This is a genomic window from Enterobacter sp. WCHEn045836 (genome assembly GCF_003965585.1).
Lineage (GTDB): Bacteria > Pseudomonadota > Gammaproteobacteria > Enterobacterales > Enterobacteriaceae > Enterobacter > Enterobacter dissolvens.
Genome location: NZ_RXPT01000004.1, coordinates 47,284 through 61,348 on the forward strand (window position 1 = coordinate 47,284; position 14,065 = coordinate 61,348).

Here is a 14,065-nt window from a genome sequence, read left to right on the forward strand (position 1 = left end):
AATACACAATACACACTGTATACTTTGCTTAGTTTTGGGGTGAAAAAAAAGCAGATCCATCTGCTTTAGTACACTTTATACACGTTTAAGTTAACTGTATATAAACAAAGGCTGGCCTGTTTAAGCTGCGGGTGGTCGATTACTTCAGACCGGCAGCTTCACGCAGCAGAGCGGCTTTGTCGGTTTTTTCCCATGGGAAATGTTCGCGACCAAAGTGACCGTATGCAGCGGTTTCTTTGTAGATTGGGTGCAGCAGATCCAGCATCTGAATCAGGCCGTATGGACGCAGGTCGAAGAACTCGCGCACCAATAGGGTCAGCTGTTCTGAAGGCACTTTTTCAGTACCGAAGGTTTCAACCATGATGGAGGTGGGTTCCGCCACGCCGATTGCGTAGGAAACCTGGATCTCACAGCGGTCAGCCAGGCCTGCAGCAACAATGTTTTTCGCCACATAGCGTGCAGCGTAGGCAGCAGAACGGTCCACTTTTGATGGATCTTTACCGGAGAATGCACCGCCACCGTGACGTGCCATGCCGCCGTAGGTATCAACGATGATTTTACGACCGGTCAGACCGCAGTCACCCATTGGGCCGCCAATCACAAAGCGTCCGGTTGGGTTGATGAAGTATTTGGTTGCGCTGCTCAGCCATTCGGTTGGCAGAACAGGCTTGATGATCTCTTCCATCACTGCTTCCTGCAGGGATTTCTGATCGATATCTTCGGCATGCTGGGTAGACAGAACCACCGCATCAATACCGACGATTTTGCCGTCGTCGTACTGGAAGGTCACCTGGCTTTTCGCATCCGGGCGCAGCCATGGCAGTGTGCCGTTTTTACGCACTTCAGCCTGGCGCTGCACCAGACGGTGCGCGTAGGTCACCGGTGCTGGCATCAGCACGTCGGTTTCGTTGGTTGCATAACCGAACATCAGGCCCTGGTCGCCCGCGCCCTGTTCCAGCGGATCGGCACGGTCAACGCCCTGGTTGATGTCCGGAGACTGTTTGCCAATCGCGCTCAGGACCGCGCAGGAATTGGCATCAAAGCCCATATCAGAATGGACATAACCGATTTCACGTACCGTGTTACGGGTGATCTCTTCGATATCAACCCATGCGCTGGTGGTGATCTCACCGCCAACCAGAACCATGCCGGTTTTGACATAGGTTTCACACGCTACGCGCGCTTTCGGATCCTGAGTCAGGATCGCATCCAGCACCGCATCGGAGATTTGGTCAGCAATTTTATCAGGATGTCCTTCTGATACGGACTCGGACGTAAACAGGTGTTTTGCCATGTTTTATTTCACCTAAGAGGAATTTGGTTAGCTCAAGCTGCTGTGTGGAATAGCCAAAGGAGATAATTCTACCAAGGCCGCAGGTTTTTGACACTGGCAGTATGAGTGTTAATCAGTATAGATGGATTAACATCTGGATGGCTATTTTAGGTCACTTCTTCGCCCGATTTCCAGTTTTTTTTGACTAACCTCTCACTGCGTTGAAATGGCTGCTGGAAATTTTTCCTGACGGTACTGGCAACCCGCGCATTTTTGTTTTGCTTTTTAGCCCCCTTCTCGGTATAAAACGCGGCGCGCGGCTCATACACAAAAAGCGCTCGATGAACTCATCGTGTCGCCACTTCCAGCCGGGTTAAGCAGTGAACTTTTAGCTTTGGCTTGTGGTCCGTTTCAGCAGAGGCGGCCGTGGAGGTGATACGAGATAATGAACCATCGTTTTCCGCTAATTCAGCGCAGCCGTTCTGGCGCGCATTTGATTCCCGCAACCCGCATTTCTAGTCTGCAAACCTGCCGATGTTATACCCATCTCGGCGCTTCTCAGGATTCCAGGGCCGGTCACGCTTTGTGAAAACTGAACAAGGGCGCTCTTGTTAATACAAGAGTTTTCTCGTGGTTTCGCCGAACCTTGTCATACAGAGTTCGGATACGTGTTTTACAATGATATGAATAAGAAACCGGTCGCACGGTCTGGATTTCAGCATACTCTGCTGGGAAACAGAGCCGTTTATGGGTTGTTATCGCCGTACAACGCTGCGATAGTAGTCAACTGTTTTACACTTAATACAAAGAGTTGAGGTTCGCTATGTCTGACGACATGTCTTCTTTTTCGCCTTCGTCAGCGGGCGAACAGGGTGTACTACGTTCCATGCAGGAGGTTGCGATGAGCTCCCAGGAAGCCAGCAAGATGCTGCGCACATACAATATTGCCTGGTGGGGCAATAACTACTACGACGTCAACGAACTGGGCCACATCAGCGTCTGCCCGGATCCTGACGTCCCTGAAGCGCGCGTGGATCTCGCCAAACTGGTGAAAGCCCGTGAAGCGCAGGGCCAGCGTTTGCCTGCACTGTTCTGCTTCCCGCAGATCCTGCAACACCGTCTGCGTTCTATTAACGCCGCGTTCAAACGCGCGCGTGAATCTTACGGTTACAAAGGCGACTACTTCCTGGTTTACCCCATCAAGGTGAACCAGCACCGCCGCGTGATTGAATCCCTGATCCACTCCGGCGAACCGCTGGGCCTGGAAGCGGGTTCAAAAGCAGAACTGATGGCCGTGCTGGCGCATGCGGGCATGACCCGTTCAGTGATCGTCTGTAACGGCTATAAAGACCGTGAATACATTCGTCTGGCGCTGATTGGCGAAAAGATGGGCCATAAGGTCTATCTGGTTATCGAGAAGATGACGGAAATCGCCATCGTGCTGGAAGAAGCCGAGCGCCTGAACGTGGTGCCACGTCTTGGCGTGCGTGCGCGCCTGGCCTCGCAGGGGTCCGGTAAATGGCAGTCCTCCGGCGGCGAAAAATCCAAATTCGGTCTGGCGGCAAACCAGGTACTGCAGCTGGTGGAAATTCTGCGCGAGCGTGGTCGTCTGGACAGCATTCAGCTGCTGCACTTCCACCTCGGTTCGCAGATGGCTAACATTCGCGATATCGCCACCGGCGTGCGTGAGTCGGCACGTTTCTACGTTGAGCTGCACAAGCTCGGCGTCAATATTCAGTGCTTCGACGTGGGCGGTGGCCTGGGCGTGGATTACGAAGGTACCCGCTCGCAGTCCGACTGCTCCGTGAACTACGGCCTGAACGAATACGCGAACAACATTATCTGGGCGATTGGCGATGCCTGTGAAGAGCACGGCCTGCCGCACCCGACGGTGATCACCGAGTCTGGCCGCGCGGTGACCGCGCACCACACGGTGCTGGTCTCTAACATCATCGGCGTTGAGCGCAGCGAAATCACCGAAGCGACGCCACCGCAAGACGATGCCCCGCGTTCGCTGCAAAGCATGTGGGAAACCTGGCAGGAGATGCACGAGCCGGGCACGCGTCGTTCGCTGCGCGAATGGCTGCACGACAGCCAGATGGATCTGCATGATATCCACGTCGGCTACTCTTCAGGCACCTTTAGCCTGCAGGAGCGCGCGTGGGCGGAGCAGCTTTATCTGAACATGTGCCATGAAGTGCAGAAACAGCTGGACCCGAGCAACCGTGCGCACCGTCCGATTATCGACGAATTGCAGGAACGTATGGCGGACAAGATTTACGTCAACTTCTCGCTGTTCCAGTCGATGCCGGATGCCTGGGGTATCGATCAGCTGTTCCCGGTTCTGCCGCTGGAAGGGCTGAATCACGCTCCGGAGCGTCGTGCGGTGCTGCTGGACATCACCTGTGACTCCGACGGTGCTATCGACCATTATGTTGACGGCGACGGTATCGCCACCACCATGCCCATGCCGGAGTACGACCCTGAGAACCCGCCAATGCTGGGCTTCTTTATGGTCGGCGCGTATCAGGAGATCCTTGGCAACATGCATAACCTGTTCGGTGATACCGAAGCGGTTGACGTGTTTGTCTTCCCTGACGGCAGCGTGGAAGTGGAGCTGTCCGATGAAGGTGACACCGTGGCGGACATGCTGGAATATGTGCAACTGGATCCGAAAACCCTGCTGACGCAATTCCGCGATCAGGTGAAAAACACCGGTCTGGATGATGCGCTGCAGCAGCAGTTCCTGGAAGAGTTTGAAGCGGGTCTGTACGGGTACACCTACCTGGAAGACGAATAAGGCAAACCACCCTCTCCCGGTTGGAGAGGGTTAGGGTGAGGGGCAAAGGCCGCACAATGCCTTATACTCACTTGAACCCGTATGAATTACCGGCGATAATTCGCCCCAATAAGCGATTTACGAATCAATCCCTTCCTCGTCGGGTTTAACGACGCGGAGGGGATTTTTTTTCATCTGTTTTTAATGTATCGACTTTAAAAGAGGTCAGGACATGAGCACTTTAGGTCATCAGTACGACAACTCTCTGGTTTCTAACGCGTTTGGTTTTTTACGCCTTCCGATGAACTTCCAGCCGTACGACAGCGACGCAGACTGGGTGATCACCGGCGTGCCGTTTGATATGGCCACATCAGGCCGTGCGGGCGGTCGTCACGGCCCGGCGGCGATCCGTCAGGTTTCCACCAACCTGGCCTGGGAGCATAACCGCTTCCCGTGGAACTTCGACATGCGCGAACGCCTGAACGTGGTGGACTGCGGCGACCTGGTGTACGCCTTCGGTGACGCGCGTGAAATGAGCGAAAAGCTGCAGGCGCATGCCGAGAAACTGCTGGCTGCCGGTAAGCGCATGCTCTCTTTCGGTGGTGACCACTTCGTGACCCTGCCGCTGCTGCGCGCCCACGCGAAGCACTTCGGTAAAATGGCGCTGGTGCACTTCGATGCGCACACCGACACCTACGCGAACGGCTGCGAGTTCGACCACGGCACCATGTTCTACACCGCACCGAACGAAGGTCTGATCGATCCTAACCACTCCGTGCAGATCGGTATCCGTACCGAGTTTGACAAAGACAACGGCTTCACCGTGCTGGACGCGTGCCAGGTCAACGATCGCGGCGTGGATGACATCATCGCGCAGGTTAAGCAGATCGTCGGTGATATGCCGGTGTACCTGACCTTCGACATCGACTGTCTGGATCCGGCGTTTGCCCCGGGTACCGGTACGCCGGTGATCGGCGGGCTGACCTCAGACCGCGCCATCAAACTGGTGCGCGGCCTGAAGGATCTGAACATTGTCGGGATGGACGTGGTGGAAGTGGCGCCTGCCTATGACCAGTCCGAGATCACCGCGCTGGCCGCGGCGACCCTGGCACTGGAGATGCTCTATATACAGGCCGCGAAAAAAGGCGAATAAGCCTTACGCGCTGAGTGCTGCTGCGCGACGCATGCGCAGCAGCAACATTCCCCCCGCCAGCAGGGTGATAATCTGCGACACCACCAGCACGGAAAAGCCAGAGCTGACCGACCCCACCGATCTCATCACCATTCCCATCAGCAGCGGAATAAAGGCGGCACAAATATTGCCGATCCCATTAATGATGCCGTACGCGCTCCCCACCGCCTCACGCGCGGCGTGATGTTGGATCACCGCCGGAATGGCCGCGCCCTGAAGTCCCCAGAAGACGTTAGCCGACAGCATAAACAGCGCCAGCCAGGCAGGCTGATGGCTGAGCATCAGCGCGATCACGGATAACGCCGTCAGCGCCCCGCCCGCCACAAACAGCACCGGTGCCTGTTCAGGCCGCATTTTATCGAGCAGTACCCCGCCAAGGAATTTTGAGCCCAGGCTCAACAGGAAGGGGATGGCAGCGAGCATGCCCGTGGCGTGCAGCGAGAAGTGATGTTCGTCGCGTAGCCACGCCGGGAGCCAGGCGCTGCTCCCCCAGAGATAGCTCAGCGTGGCGATTTCAACCAGCAGGATCCAGCCCAACAGCGGGGTTTGCCAGGCAAGCGTCACTGTCTCTGCGAGCCCCCGTTTGTGCATTTTTACCGTACTGCGCGGTGCCGGCAGGAAACGCCAGATGAGACCGCCGCCAAGGAGCAGGTTGATTGCCGACAGCGCATAAAACGATCCGGCCCAGCCCAGATGGGCCATCAACCAGGTCACCAGCGGAAAGCCCACGGCCAGCCCGAGCGAGACGCCCAGCGCGGTCACGGCGTTGGGTTTGCCAATCTCTTCTGCACCAAAGTTATCGCTGATAAAGCGGGTTTTCAGTGAAAAGAGCGGCCCCTCCGCGACGCCCAGAATCACGCGTGCGATGAGCATCCCCATCAGCGAGCCGAGTAAGGGAGAAATGGCGCAGACCAGAGCCCAAATCGCAATGCTGCTTAATAATCCATGTCGATAATGCAGTTTGCTTTCGATAACCGGTGTTAATAATAAAGCCGAGAATCCATAACCCAGCAGAAAGCAGGTTATTAACATTCCTTGTAACATTCTGTTTTCATTTAACTGAAAATGTTCGGCAAATTCCGGATTTAAAATCATCACCGAAATATTTACCCGGTCAACGTAGGAAATAATAATGAGAAATAACAGTGCAATTGTGCCTTGCCATCTTGCCGTCATATTGCCCGCCTTATGCGTTCGAGAATTTATATTTTTATCAATGTGATTGTCACGGAGCTAAAATGGTTCACCTGTGAAACTCGTTGTTTTTAAAAGGTTGTTTGAAAATGTGTTTCACAGGTGAAACCTGTCGCTTTTTCTTTGCTTTATTTTTAAGGAAGAAAAAGAAAAGAAGTCAATATTTTTCATTTACTCTTTTAGCTCATCACTAAAACGTATTCTTTCACGCCTCAATAATGAAAATTTCATATCGCTGCATTTTTTCGTGATCCCTTGCACACTTAGCTTATTAATTGCCGATCAATTAACAAATTCGTCACATTGACGCTTGACGAAACATTCATCGCTTTTATATTGACCGTATTAAATAAGAAACAGAGTTTCATATATGAAACAAAAGCCTGGAGGATCGTGATGAGCTGGATAGGCGTATGTGACGCAGAACAAGTACAGGAAGATTTCCCTTTTAGCGGCAACGTAGAAGGTAAAGAGATCGGCGTTTATTTAATCGACGGCGAATATTACGCGCTGGAAGACGTATGCCCGCACGCCTATGCGCTGCTGAGTCAGGGCTTTGTCGAGGACGGCAAAGTGGAATGTCCGCTGCACGAGGCGGTGTTCGACGTCAAAACCGGCCAGTGCCTGCACGGCCCCGGCGGCCGAAACCTTAACCGCTACCCGGTTCGGGTCTTTGAAAATCAAATCCAGATTACTTTTGTCGAGGAGACCGTGGCATGAGCGACATCCTGAACTTCAACCCGGCGCTGCCCGAAAGCCGCCAGTTTACGCCCCCGGCAGAAGGCGGGAACGGCGCCATTCATAAACCGGGTGAGTATCAGAACCTGATCTGGCAGACCCGCAGCCGGATGCCGGAAAACTGGGAAATGAGCCTTATCGCCACGCTGGAAGATCTCTTTGAACAGGGCGTTGAAACCTTGCCGGAGCTGGTCAACGGGCTGAACGCGGTGCGCATGCACGACCAGCAGGGCGAGCCGTGGAGCGACGCCAGCTTCCAGGCATTCTTACAGGTTAACGGCTACTGAGGACGACGCGATGACAACTACCGTACAAAACTATCTCGATAAAGGTCTGCGTGGCCTCTGGTATCCGGTGCTGGCGAGCTGGGAAGTGCAGTCTGCGCCCGTGGGCATTACTCGTCTGGGCGAACAGATTGTGGTCTGGCGCAACAAAGATGGTCAGGTGCAGGCGCTGGAAGACCGCTGCCCGCACCGCGGCGCGCGTCTGTCGATGGGCTGGAATCTCGGCGACCGCATCGCCTGCTGGTATCACGGCGTGGAAGTGGCGGGCAACGGTGAAGTGAAAGACGTGCCCGCCGTGGACAAATGTCCGCTGGTCGGCCAGCAGTGCGTGCGCAGCTATCAGGTGCAGGAGGCGCACGGCGCCATTTTCCTGTGGTTTGGCGTCACTGCCGATCAGCAGCCGGATGAACTGAGCTTCCCGGATGAACTCGCCGACACGGAACATTTCAGCAACTTCCTCTGCACCGCGGCCTGGAAATGTAACTACCAGTACGCGCTGGAAAATGTGATGGATCCGATGCACGGCACCTATTTGCACTCCTCCTCGCACTCGATGGCGGAAGGGGATCGCAAGGCCGACATGGTCCTGCAGCCGACGAAGACCGGCTTTATCTTCGAGAAAAAAGGGCAGAGCGGCGTCAACTTCGACTGGGTGGAGCTGGGCAACAGCGGCACCTGCTGGATGCGACTCTCCATTCCGTACAAGAAGCGTTTTGGGCCGGGCGGTCACTTCTTCATCGTTGGTATGGTGGTGCCGGAAGATAACGACAACTGCCGCGTCTTCTTCTGGCGTATCCGCCGCGTGCAGGGCTGGCAGCGCGACATGTGGCGCTTTATGTACCGCAACCGCCTGGAAAAACTGCACTGGGAGGTGCTGGAGCAGGACCGCGTGGTGCTGGAAAGCCTGGCGCCCAACGCCCGCGACCACGAATACCTGTACCAGCACGATGTCGGTCTCTCGCGCCTGCGCCGCATGATGCAAAAGGCCGCTAAAGAGCAACTGGCGATGCGTGACGCGCAGCAGGGAGCCGCCTGATGAATGCGCTGCTGAGCGGGAAACGCATCGTGGTGACCGGCGCCGCGCGCGGGCTGGGCTATCACTTCGCCAGCGCCTGCGCGGAGCAGGGTGCCGCGGTGGTGATGTGCGACATCCTCGAAGGTGAGCTGGCCGAAAGCGCACACGCTCTGCGGGCACAGGGTTTTACGATCGAATCGCACGTTATCGATCTCGCCGATCCGGCCTCCATTGAGCAGGTGTTCAACGCGATTGGCGAGCAGGGGCAGATTGATGGGCTGGTGAATAACGCGGCGATGGCGACCGGCGTGGGCGGCAAAAACATGCTCGATTACGATCCTGACCTGTGGGACCGCGTGATGAGCGTGAACGTCAAAGGCACCTGGCTGGTGACGCGGGCCGCGGTACCCCTTCTGCGCGAGGGGGCAGGGATAGTGAACGTGGCGTCCGACACTGCCCTGTGGGGTGCGCCGCGCCTGATGGCCTACGTGGCCAGCAAAGGGGCCGTGATTGCCATGACCCGCTCAATGGCGCGCGAGCTTGGTGAAAAGCGTATTCGTATTAACGCCATCGCGCCGGGACTGACCCGGGTTGAGGCCACCGAATATGTGCCCGCCGAGCGGCATCAGCTCTACGAAAACGGCCGGGCGTTAACGGGGGCACAGCAGCCGGAAGATGTCACCGGCAGCGTGGTCTGGCTGTTAAGCGATCTGTCGCGGTTTATCACCGGGCAGCTGATCCCGGTCAACGGCGGTTTTGTCTTTAACTAAGGTAGGGCGATGATGGCAAACGATCAGGAAGTGAAGTATCTGGTACCGGGGCTGGAGCGTGGCCTGCAGCTGCTGTTGGCCTTTGGCGAGCAGCATCGCGAACTGACCTTTGCCGAGCTGCACCGGCTGGTGGAGATGCCGAAGGCCACCGCCTACCGCGTGGTGCAGACCCTGGAGTATATGGGCTTTCTGGAGCGCAACACCCGTACCAATACCTTCTCGCTCGGCATGAACGTGCTGCGTCTGGGTTTTGAGTACATCGCCTCGCTGGATGCGGCGCAGGTGGGTCAGCCGGTGATTGAACATCTGCGCGACGTAAGCCAGTGCAGCAGCCATCTGGCGATCCGCGACGGGCGCGACATCATCTACATCGCCCGCGTCAGCGCCGCCGGGTCACGCATCAACCAGGTCAGCATTGGCACCCGTTTGCCGGTGCACTGTACTTCGCTCGGCCGCATGCTGTTGACCGATATTTCCCGCGCCGATTTCGAACAGCTGTTCCCGCAGGAGCGCCTGCCGGGCAACACACCGGGTCAGCTTCATGACCGTGAAGCCCTGTGGCAGATGGTGCAGCAGGACAAAGTCCGCGGATACGTGATCGGTGAATCCTTCTTCCGCCACGGTATCTCCTCCATCGTTTATCCGGTGTTTGACCGAAGCCATCGCGTGGCGGCGGTTGTGAGCATTCTGGTGCCGTCGGAAGAGATCCCACAAGCCGACCGCGAGCGACTGCAAAACGAGGTTCGTCTGGCGGCGGACAAAATTTCTGGCTTCTTAGGGTATTTATCACAGGCCAGTTAAATCAGTGAGTTAACGTCAGGCGCTTTGCTGCGTCGGGCATGTTTTACGCCCAATTTGGGCCAGATGAGGCAACGAACGATGAGTGTAACCGGAATTGAAAAGCTGGAATTTGGCGTTGAAGACCTGACGCACTGCGCCAAATTTATGCGTGATTTTGGCCTGACGGGCGATGCCAGCGGCCAGCGTTTTACCACCCTGAGCGGCGCGCGCGTGGAACTTAACCCGATCGACAGCCCCGACCTGCCCCCGGCGTTTGAAGCGGGCAACACCCTGCGCCGCATGACATGGGCGGTTGCCGCACAGTCAGATCTGGATGCGCTGCGCCCGAAGCTTGCGCAGCAGCCCGGCTTTCGCGAAGTGGGTGACGCCCTGGAGTGTCTTGACCCGAACGGCATGACGCTGCGTGTGCAGGTCAGCCAGCAGACCGAAGTGGAGCTAAACGTTGAGCCGATCAACCAGTGGGGCGACGCTCGACGTATCGACACCCCCAGCCCGGTTTACGATCGCGCCCAGCCCATTAACGTGGGGCACGTGGTGTTCTTCGTGGAGGAGCTCGCGGCGGTGGAGAAATTCTACCGCGAGGTGCTCGGCTTCCAGGTCTCTGACCGCTACATCAACCGCGCTGTGTTCCTGCGCTGCGGCGTGCGTGGCGGCCATCACAACCTGTTCCTGCTGCAGCTGCCGAACCGTAAGCGCGGCCTGAACCACGTGGCCTTTACCGTGCGCGATATTCACGAAGTGATCGGCGGCGGGATCGCGATGAACAAAAACGCCTGGAGCACATTTATCGGACCCGGCCGCCATCCGGTGTCGTCAGCCTACTTCTGGTACGTCAACAGCCCGACCGGCGGGGCGTTCGAGTATTACACCAATGACGACTACCTGACGGAAAACTGGCAGCCGCGCGAGCTGGAGCATTCGCTGGTCTCCTTTACCGAGTGGGCGGTGGAAGGCGGTATCGACCACGATACGCGCCGCCAGCAGAAAAAACCGGAGGCGGTATGACGTCGCGCATTGTCATTATTGGTGGCGGTCAGGCGGGGGGCTGGGCGGCGAAAACCCTGCGCGATGAGGGCTTTGACGGTGAGATCTGCGTAGTGGCGGAAGAGGCGTGGGATTTCTATGAACGTCCGCCGCTGTCGAAAGCGGCTCTGCTGGAGACGGACGCGACGCTTCCGCGACTCTTTACTGAAGAGGCTCAGCAGGCGCTGAATCTGACCTGGTACCGTCCGCTGCGCGCGGAGCAGATTGACCGCAAGGCGAAAACGGTGCGTTTGAGCAACGGCGAGCATCTTAGTTACAACATACTTTTAATTGCCACCGGAGGGCGGGCGCGCCTGCCGGGTGAGGCATGGTCTGTGCATCCGCAGGTCTACACCCTCCGCCACTGGCAGGACGCGCAGCGCCTGAAACGTCGGCTGGCGGAAAGCCAAACCCTGGCGATTGTGGGCGGCGGCTGGATAGGTCTGGAGATTGCCGCATCTGCGCGCAAAAGTGGCGTGGCGGTCACCCTGTTCGAACAGCAGCCCGCGCTGTGCATGCGCTCGGTGAGCGGCGAGGTATCGCAGCGCTTAGAGGCCCTTCACCGCGAGCAGGGCGTGGATATCCGTACCGGCAGCGGCGCGCTGGAGCTGGAAGACGACGGCGGCCTGCCGGTCATTCACTGCGACGGCTTGCGTGAAACCGTTGATGCGGTGGTGGTAGGGATCGGCGTCGATCTCAATCTGGAGCTGGCGCGCGACGCGGGGCTGCAAACCGAACGCGGGATCGTGGTGGATGCGCAGGGCCGCACGTCGGATCCGTCCATCTTCGCTGCCGGGGATGTGGCACAGCATCATCATTACGGCCTGTGCATTCAGTCCTGGGCCTTCGCTCAGAATCAGGCGGTGGTGGCGGCAAAAGCGATGCTCAACCCCGATGCGCCGGGCTATGACGACGCGCCGTGGCTGTGGTCGGATCAATACCAGCACAATATTCAGATCCTCGGCATTCCGCAGCCGGGCAGCCGCACCATAGTGCGTGAAGACGCGCTGTACTTCTCGCTGGACGAAAACGGGCGCCTGACGCAGCTGGTGGCGTTCAACGATGCGCGCACCGTCAAGCTGGCGAAACGCTGGATGGCGGCCGGGCGGGATTTATCAGACGTGCCGCTCGCCGACCCGACTTTTTCACTGATGTCATTGCGATAGCTAACCCGCACCCGTAGGGGGAGACATGACCACATTAGAGACCAACACCGCGCCCGTTGAGGCGAGCGGTGAGGGGACCCGCACGCCTGAAAAAGCGGTACGCTGGGCCATCCCGCTGTCGCTGCTGGCCTGCGTGCTGCTGGCGTTTTTCGACAAAATCAGCATTGCGGCGCTGTTTTCTGACGGCCATTTTCAGCAGGCGATGGGCATCGATTTTGACACCACGCGCCTCGGCATTCTGATGAGCGCCTTCCTGCTGAGCTACGGCTTTTCATCGGTCTTTCTCAGTGGGCTGGGGGACAAAATTGCCCCGCTGCGCCTGCTCACCGGAATGATGGTGGTGTGGTGTGTACTGATGGTGGCGATGGGCTTTACCCATAACTACACGCTGATGATCGTGCTGCGCATTCTGTTGGGCGTGGCGGAGGGGCCGCTGTTCCCGCTGGCCTTCGCCATTGTGCGCCACAACTTCCCGCAGCATCTGCAGGCGCGCGCCACCATGCTCTGGCTGCTGGGCACGCCGGTGGGGGCGGCGATTGGCTTCCCGCTCTCCCTCTGGCTGCTGAACACCTTCGGCTGGCAGAGCACCTTCTTCGTGATGGCGATGCTGACCGTGCCGGTGCTGATCTTCGTGCGCGTGGGTCTGCGCGGGATCCGTCTGGAGGCGAAGAGCGGTACGTCACAGACCTCCCGGGACGAACGGCGTGCTGCACGGCGCGAGCTGTTTGTCAGCCCGCACTTCTGGATCATCTGCATCTTTAACATCGCTTTCCTGACCTACCTGTGGGGCATCAACGGCTGGCTGCCGGGCTATCTGATCAAAGGCAAAGGGATCCATCTTGAGCACGCGGGCTGGCTGTCGTCGATGCCGTTTATCGCCATGCTGGCGGGGGAAGTGATTGGCGCGTGGCTCTCCGATCGGGTCGATAAGCGTGCGGCGGCCTGCTTTATCTCCATGGCGGGGGCCGCTGTCGGGCTCACGGCCGTAATGCACCTCGACACCCCGCTGACCATCATTGCGGCGATGAGCTTCAGCACATTCATGTGGGGCACCGGGGCACCCAACATTTTCGCCCTGCTGGCAAAGGCCACCCATCCACGGGTGAGCGCCACGGCGGGCGGCATTTTCAACGGGCTGGGAAACTTTGCGGGCGCGCTGTCGCCGGCGGTGATGGGCGCGCTTATCGCCTTCACCCACAGCATGGATTCCGGGCTGATTTTTCTGGCGGTGATGGCGGCGGTGGGCTGCGTACTGTTACTGCCGCTGCTGAGACGTTACTGAGGAGAGTGTCATGACTGATTCAACCGTAACCAATACATCTGGCATCAAACCTGACCACCTGACGATGGAAGAGTGGGTCGAGTCGCGTATTGCGCGCTTTGAGGGTCGCAAATACGACTGGAACGCGCTGAAGTTCCAGGCCGATTTTGACCCGAAATACCGCCGCGCGCAGATGCGCTATATCGGCACCGGCGCCACGGGTGTGGCGAGCGACACCAACACCGTGCAGGCGGACCATTTTACCTTCTCCACCATGGTGCTGCCGTCGAAGTGCGAAGGACCGTTGCACCTGCACGACGATGTGGAAGAGGTGTTCTTCATGCTCAAAGGGCAGATCACGCTGATGATCCAGGACGGCGATAACTACACCGAAACCGTGCTGCGCGAGCGCGACCTGATCTCCGTTCCGCCGGGGATCTATCGCGGGCTGTTTAACCACGGCGAAGAAGAGGCGCTGATGTGCGTCATGCTGGGCACCAACAAGCCGGAAATTCCGACCTACCCGGCGGACCATCCGCTCTCGAAAGTGAAGCGGAACTAAGGGGGCA

14 protein-coding genes are annotated in these 14,065 nt (G+C 57.7%); 12 read left to right on the forward strand and 2 right to left on the reverse strand.

All coding sequences use genetic code 11. From position 1 onward, the window contains the following. Nucleotides 1-139: 139 nt before the first annotated feature. A complete protein-coding gene (metK, locus tag EKN38_RS06360; protein WP_013098658.1) occupies nucleotides 140-1,294 on the reverse strand; it encodes a methionine adenosyltransferase in 1,155 nt (384 codons plus the stop codon). A 662-nt stretch (nucleotides 1,295-1,956) separates the two neighbouring features. On the opposite strand from metK, the gene yqgB reads away from it, so the two are divergent. From yqgB to speB, 3 genes are all read left to right on the forward strand, one after another. Further along, the gene (gene yqgB, locus EKN38_RS06370; protein WP_139795425.1) at nucleotides 1,957-2,088 is read left to right on the forward strand and encodes an acid stress response protein YqgB; all 132 of its coding nucleotides are present in this window, start codon (nucleotides 1,957-1,959) and stop codon (nucleotides 2,086-2,088) included. An 8-nt stretch (nucleotides 2,089-2,096) separates the two neighbouring features. Continuing rightward, on the forward strand, nucleotides 2,097-4,073 hold the full coding sequence (speA, locus tag EKN38_RS06375; protein ID WP_014833212.1) for a biosynthetic arginine decarboxylase: 1,977 nt from the start codon (nucleotides 2,097-2,099) through the stop codon (nucleotides 4,071-4,073). Between the two features lie 211 nt (nucleotides 4,074-4,284). Next, nucleotides 4,285-5,205, forward strand: coding sequence for an agmatinase (speB, locus tag EKN38_RS06380; RefSeq protein ID WP_002434404.1), 921 nt, complete (start codon nucleotides 4,285-4,287; stop codon nucleotides 5,203-5,205). Nucleotides 5,206-5,208: 3 nt separating this feature from the next. On the opposite strand, the gene EKN38_RS06385 is transcribed toward speB, so the two are convergent. Continuing rightward, nucleotides 5,209-6,420 carry an MFS transporter gene (locus EKN38_RS06385; RefSeq protein ID WP_126521838.1) on the reverse strand — a complete coding sequence of 404 codons (1,212 nt, stop codon included), beginning with the start codon at nucleotides 6,418-6,420 and terminating at the stop codon, nucleotides 5,209-5,211. Between the two features lie 414 nt (nucleotides 6,421-6,834). Here EKN38_RS06385 and EKN38_RS06390 point away from each other — a divergent pair, with 414 nt between their 5' ends. The 9 genes from EKN38_RS06390 (at nucleotide 6,835) to EKN38_RS06430 (ending at nucleotide 14,058) form a co-directional block, all read left to right on the forward strand. Continuing rightward, on the forward strand, nucleotides 6,835-7,158 hold the full coding sequence (locus tag EKN38_RS06390; protein WP_013098654.1) for a Rieske (2Fe-2S) protein: 324 nt from the start codon (nucleotides 6,835-6,837) through the stop codon (nucleotides 7,156-7,158). Then, on the forward strand, nucleotides 7,155-7,463 hold the full coding sequence (locus tag EKN38_RS06395) for a recombinase-like helix-turn-helix domain-containing protein (RefSeq protein ID WP_014833211.1): 309 nt from the start codon (nucleotides 7,155-7,157) through the stop codon (nucleotides 7,461-7,463). The genes EKN38_RS06390 and EKN38_RS06395 overlap by 4 nt, the downstream gene beginning before the upstream one ends. Before the next feature lie 10 nt (nucleotides 7,464-7,473). Beyond that, the gene (locus EKN38_RS06400; RefSeq protein WP_014833210.1) at nucleotides 7,474-8,496 is read left to right on the forward strand and encodes an aromatic ring-hydroxylating oxygenase subunit alpha; all 1,023 of its coding nucleotides are present in this window, start codon (nucleotides 7,474-7,476) and stop codon (nucleotides 8,494-8,496) included. Continuing rightward, nucleotides 8,496-9,245 carry an SDR family oxidoreductase gene (locus EKN38_RS06405; protein WP_014833209.1) on the forward strand — a complete coding sequence of 250 codons (750 nt, stop codon included), beginning with the start codon at nucleotides 8,496-8,498 and terminating at the stop codon, nucleotides 9,243-9,245. Before EKN38_RS06400 ends, EKN38_RS06405 begins: the two co-directional genes overlap by 1 nt. A gap of 12 nt (nucleotides 9,246-9,257) precedes the next feature. Beyond that, nucleotides 9,258-10,046 carry an IclR family transcriptional regulator gene (locus tag EKN38_RS06410; protein WP_014833208.1) on the forward strand — a complete coding sequence of 263 codons (789 nt, stop codon included), beginning with the start codon at nucleotides 9,258-9,260 and terminating at the stop codon, nucleotides 10,044-10,046. 78 nt (nucleotides 10,047-10,124) lie between these two features. Continuing rightward, nucleotides 10,125-11,051, forward strand: coding sequence for a VOC family protein (locus EKN38_RS06415; RefSeq protein WP_014833207.1), 927 nt, complete (start codon nucleotides 10,125-10,127; stop codon nucleotides 11,049-11,051). Continuing rightward, nucleotides 11,048-12,235 (forward strand): NAD(P)/FAD-dependent oxidoreductase, encoded by a 1,188-nt coding sequence (locus tag EKN38_RS06420; protein ID WP_014833206.1) that lies wholly within the window; start codon nucleotides 11,048-11,050, stop codon nucleotides 12,233-12,235. Before EKN38_RS06415 ends, EKN38_RS06420 begins: the two co-directional genes overlap by 4 nt. A 25-nt stretch (nucleotides 12,236-12,260) precedes the next feature. Then, on the forward strand, nucleotides 12,261-13,517 hold the full coding sequence (locus EKN38_RS06425; protein WP_014833205.1) for an MFS transporter: 1,257 nt from the start codon (nucleotides 12,261-12,263) through the stop codon (nucleotides 13,515-13,517). 10 nt (nucleotides 13,518-13,527) lie between these two features. Then, nucleotides 13,528-14,058: a cupin domain-containing protein gene (locus tag EKN38_RS06430; protein WP_014833204.1), complete on the forward strand. Its 531-nt coding sequence runs from the start codon at nucleotides 13,528-13,530 to the stop codon at nucleotides 14,056-14,058. Nucleotides 14,059-14,065: the final 7 nt, after the last annotated feature.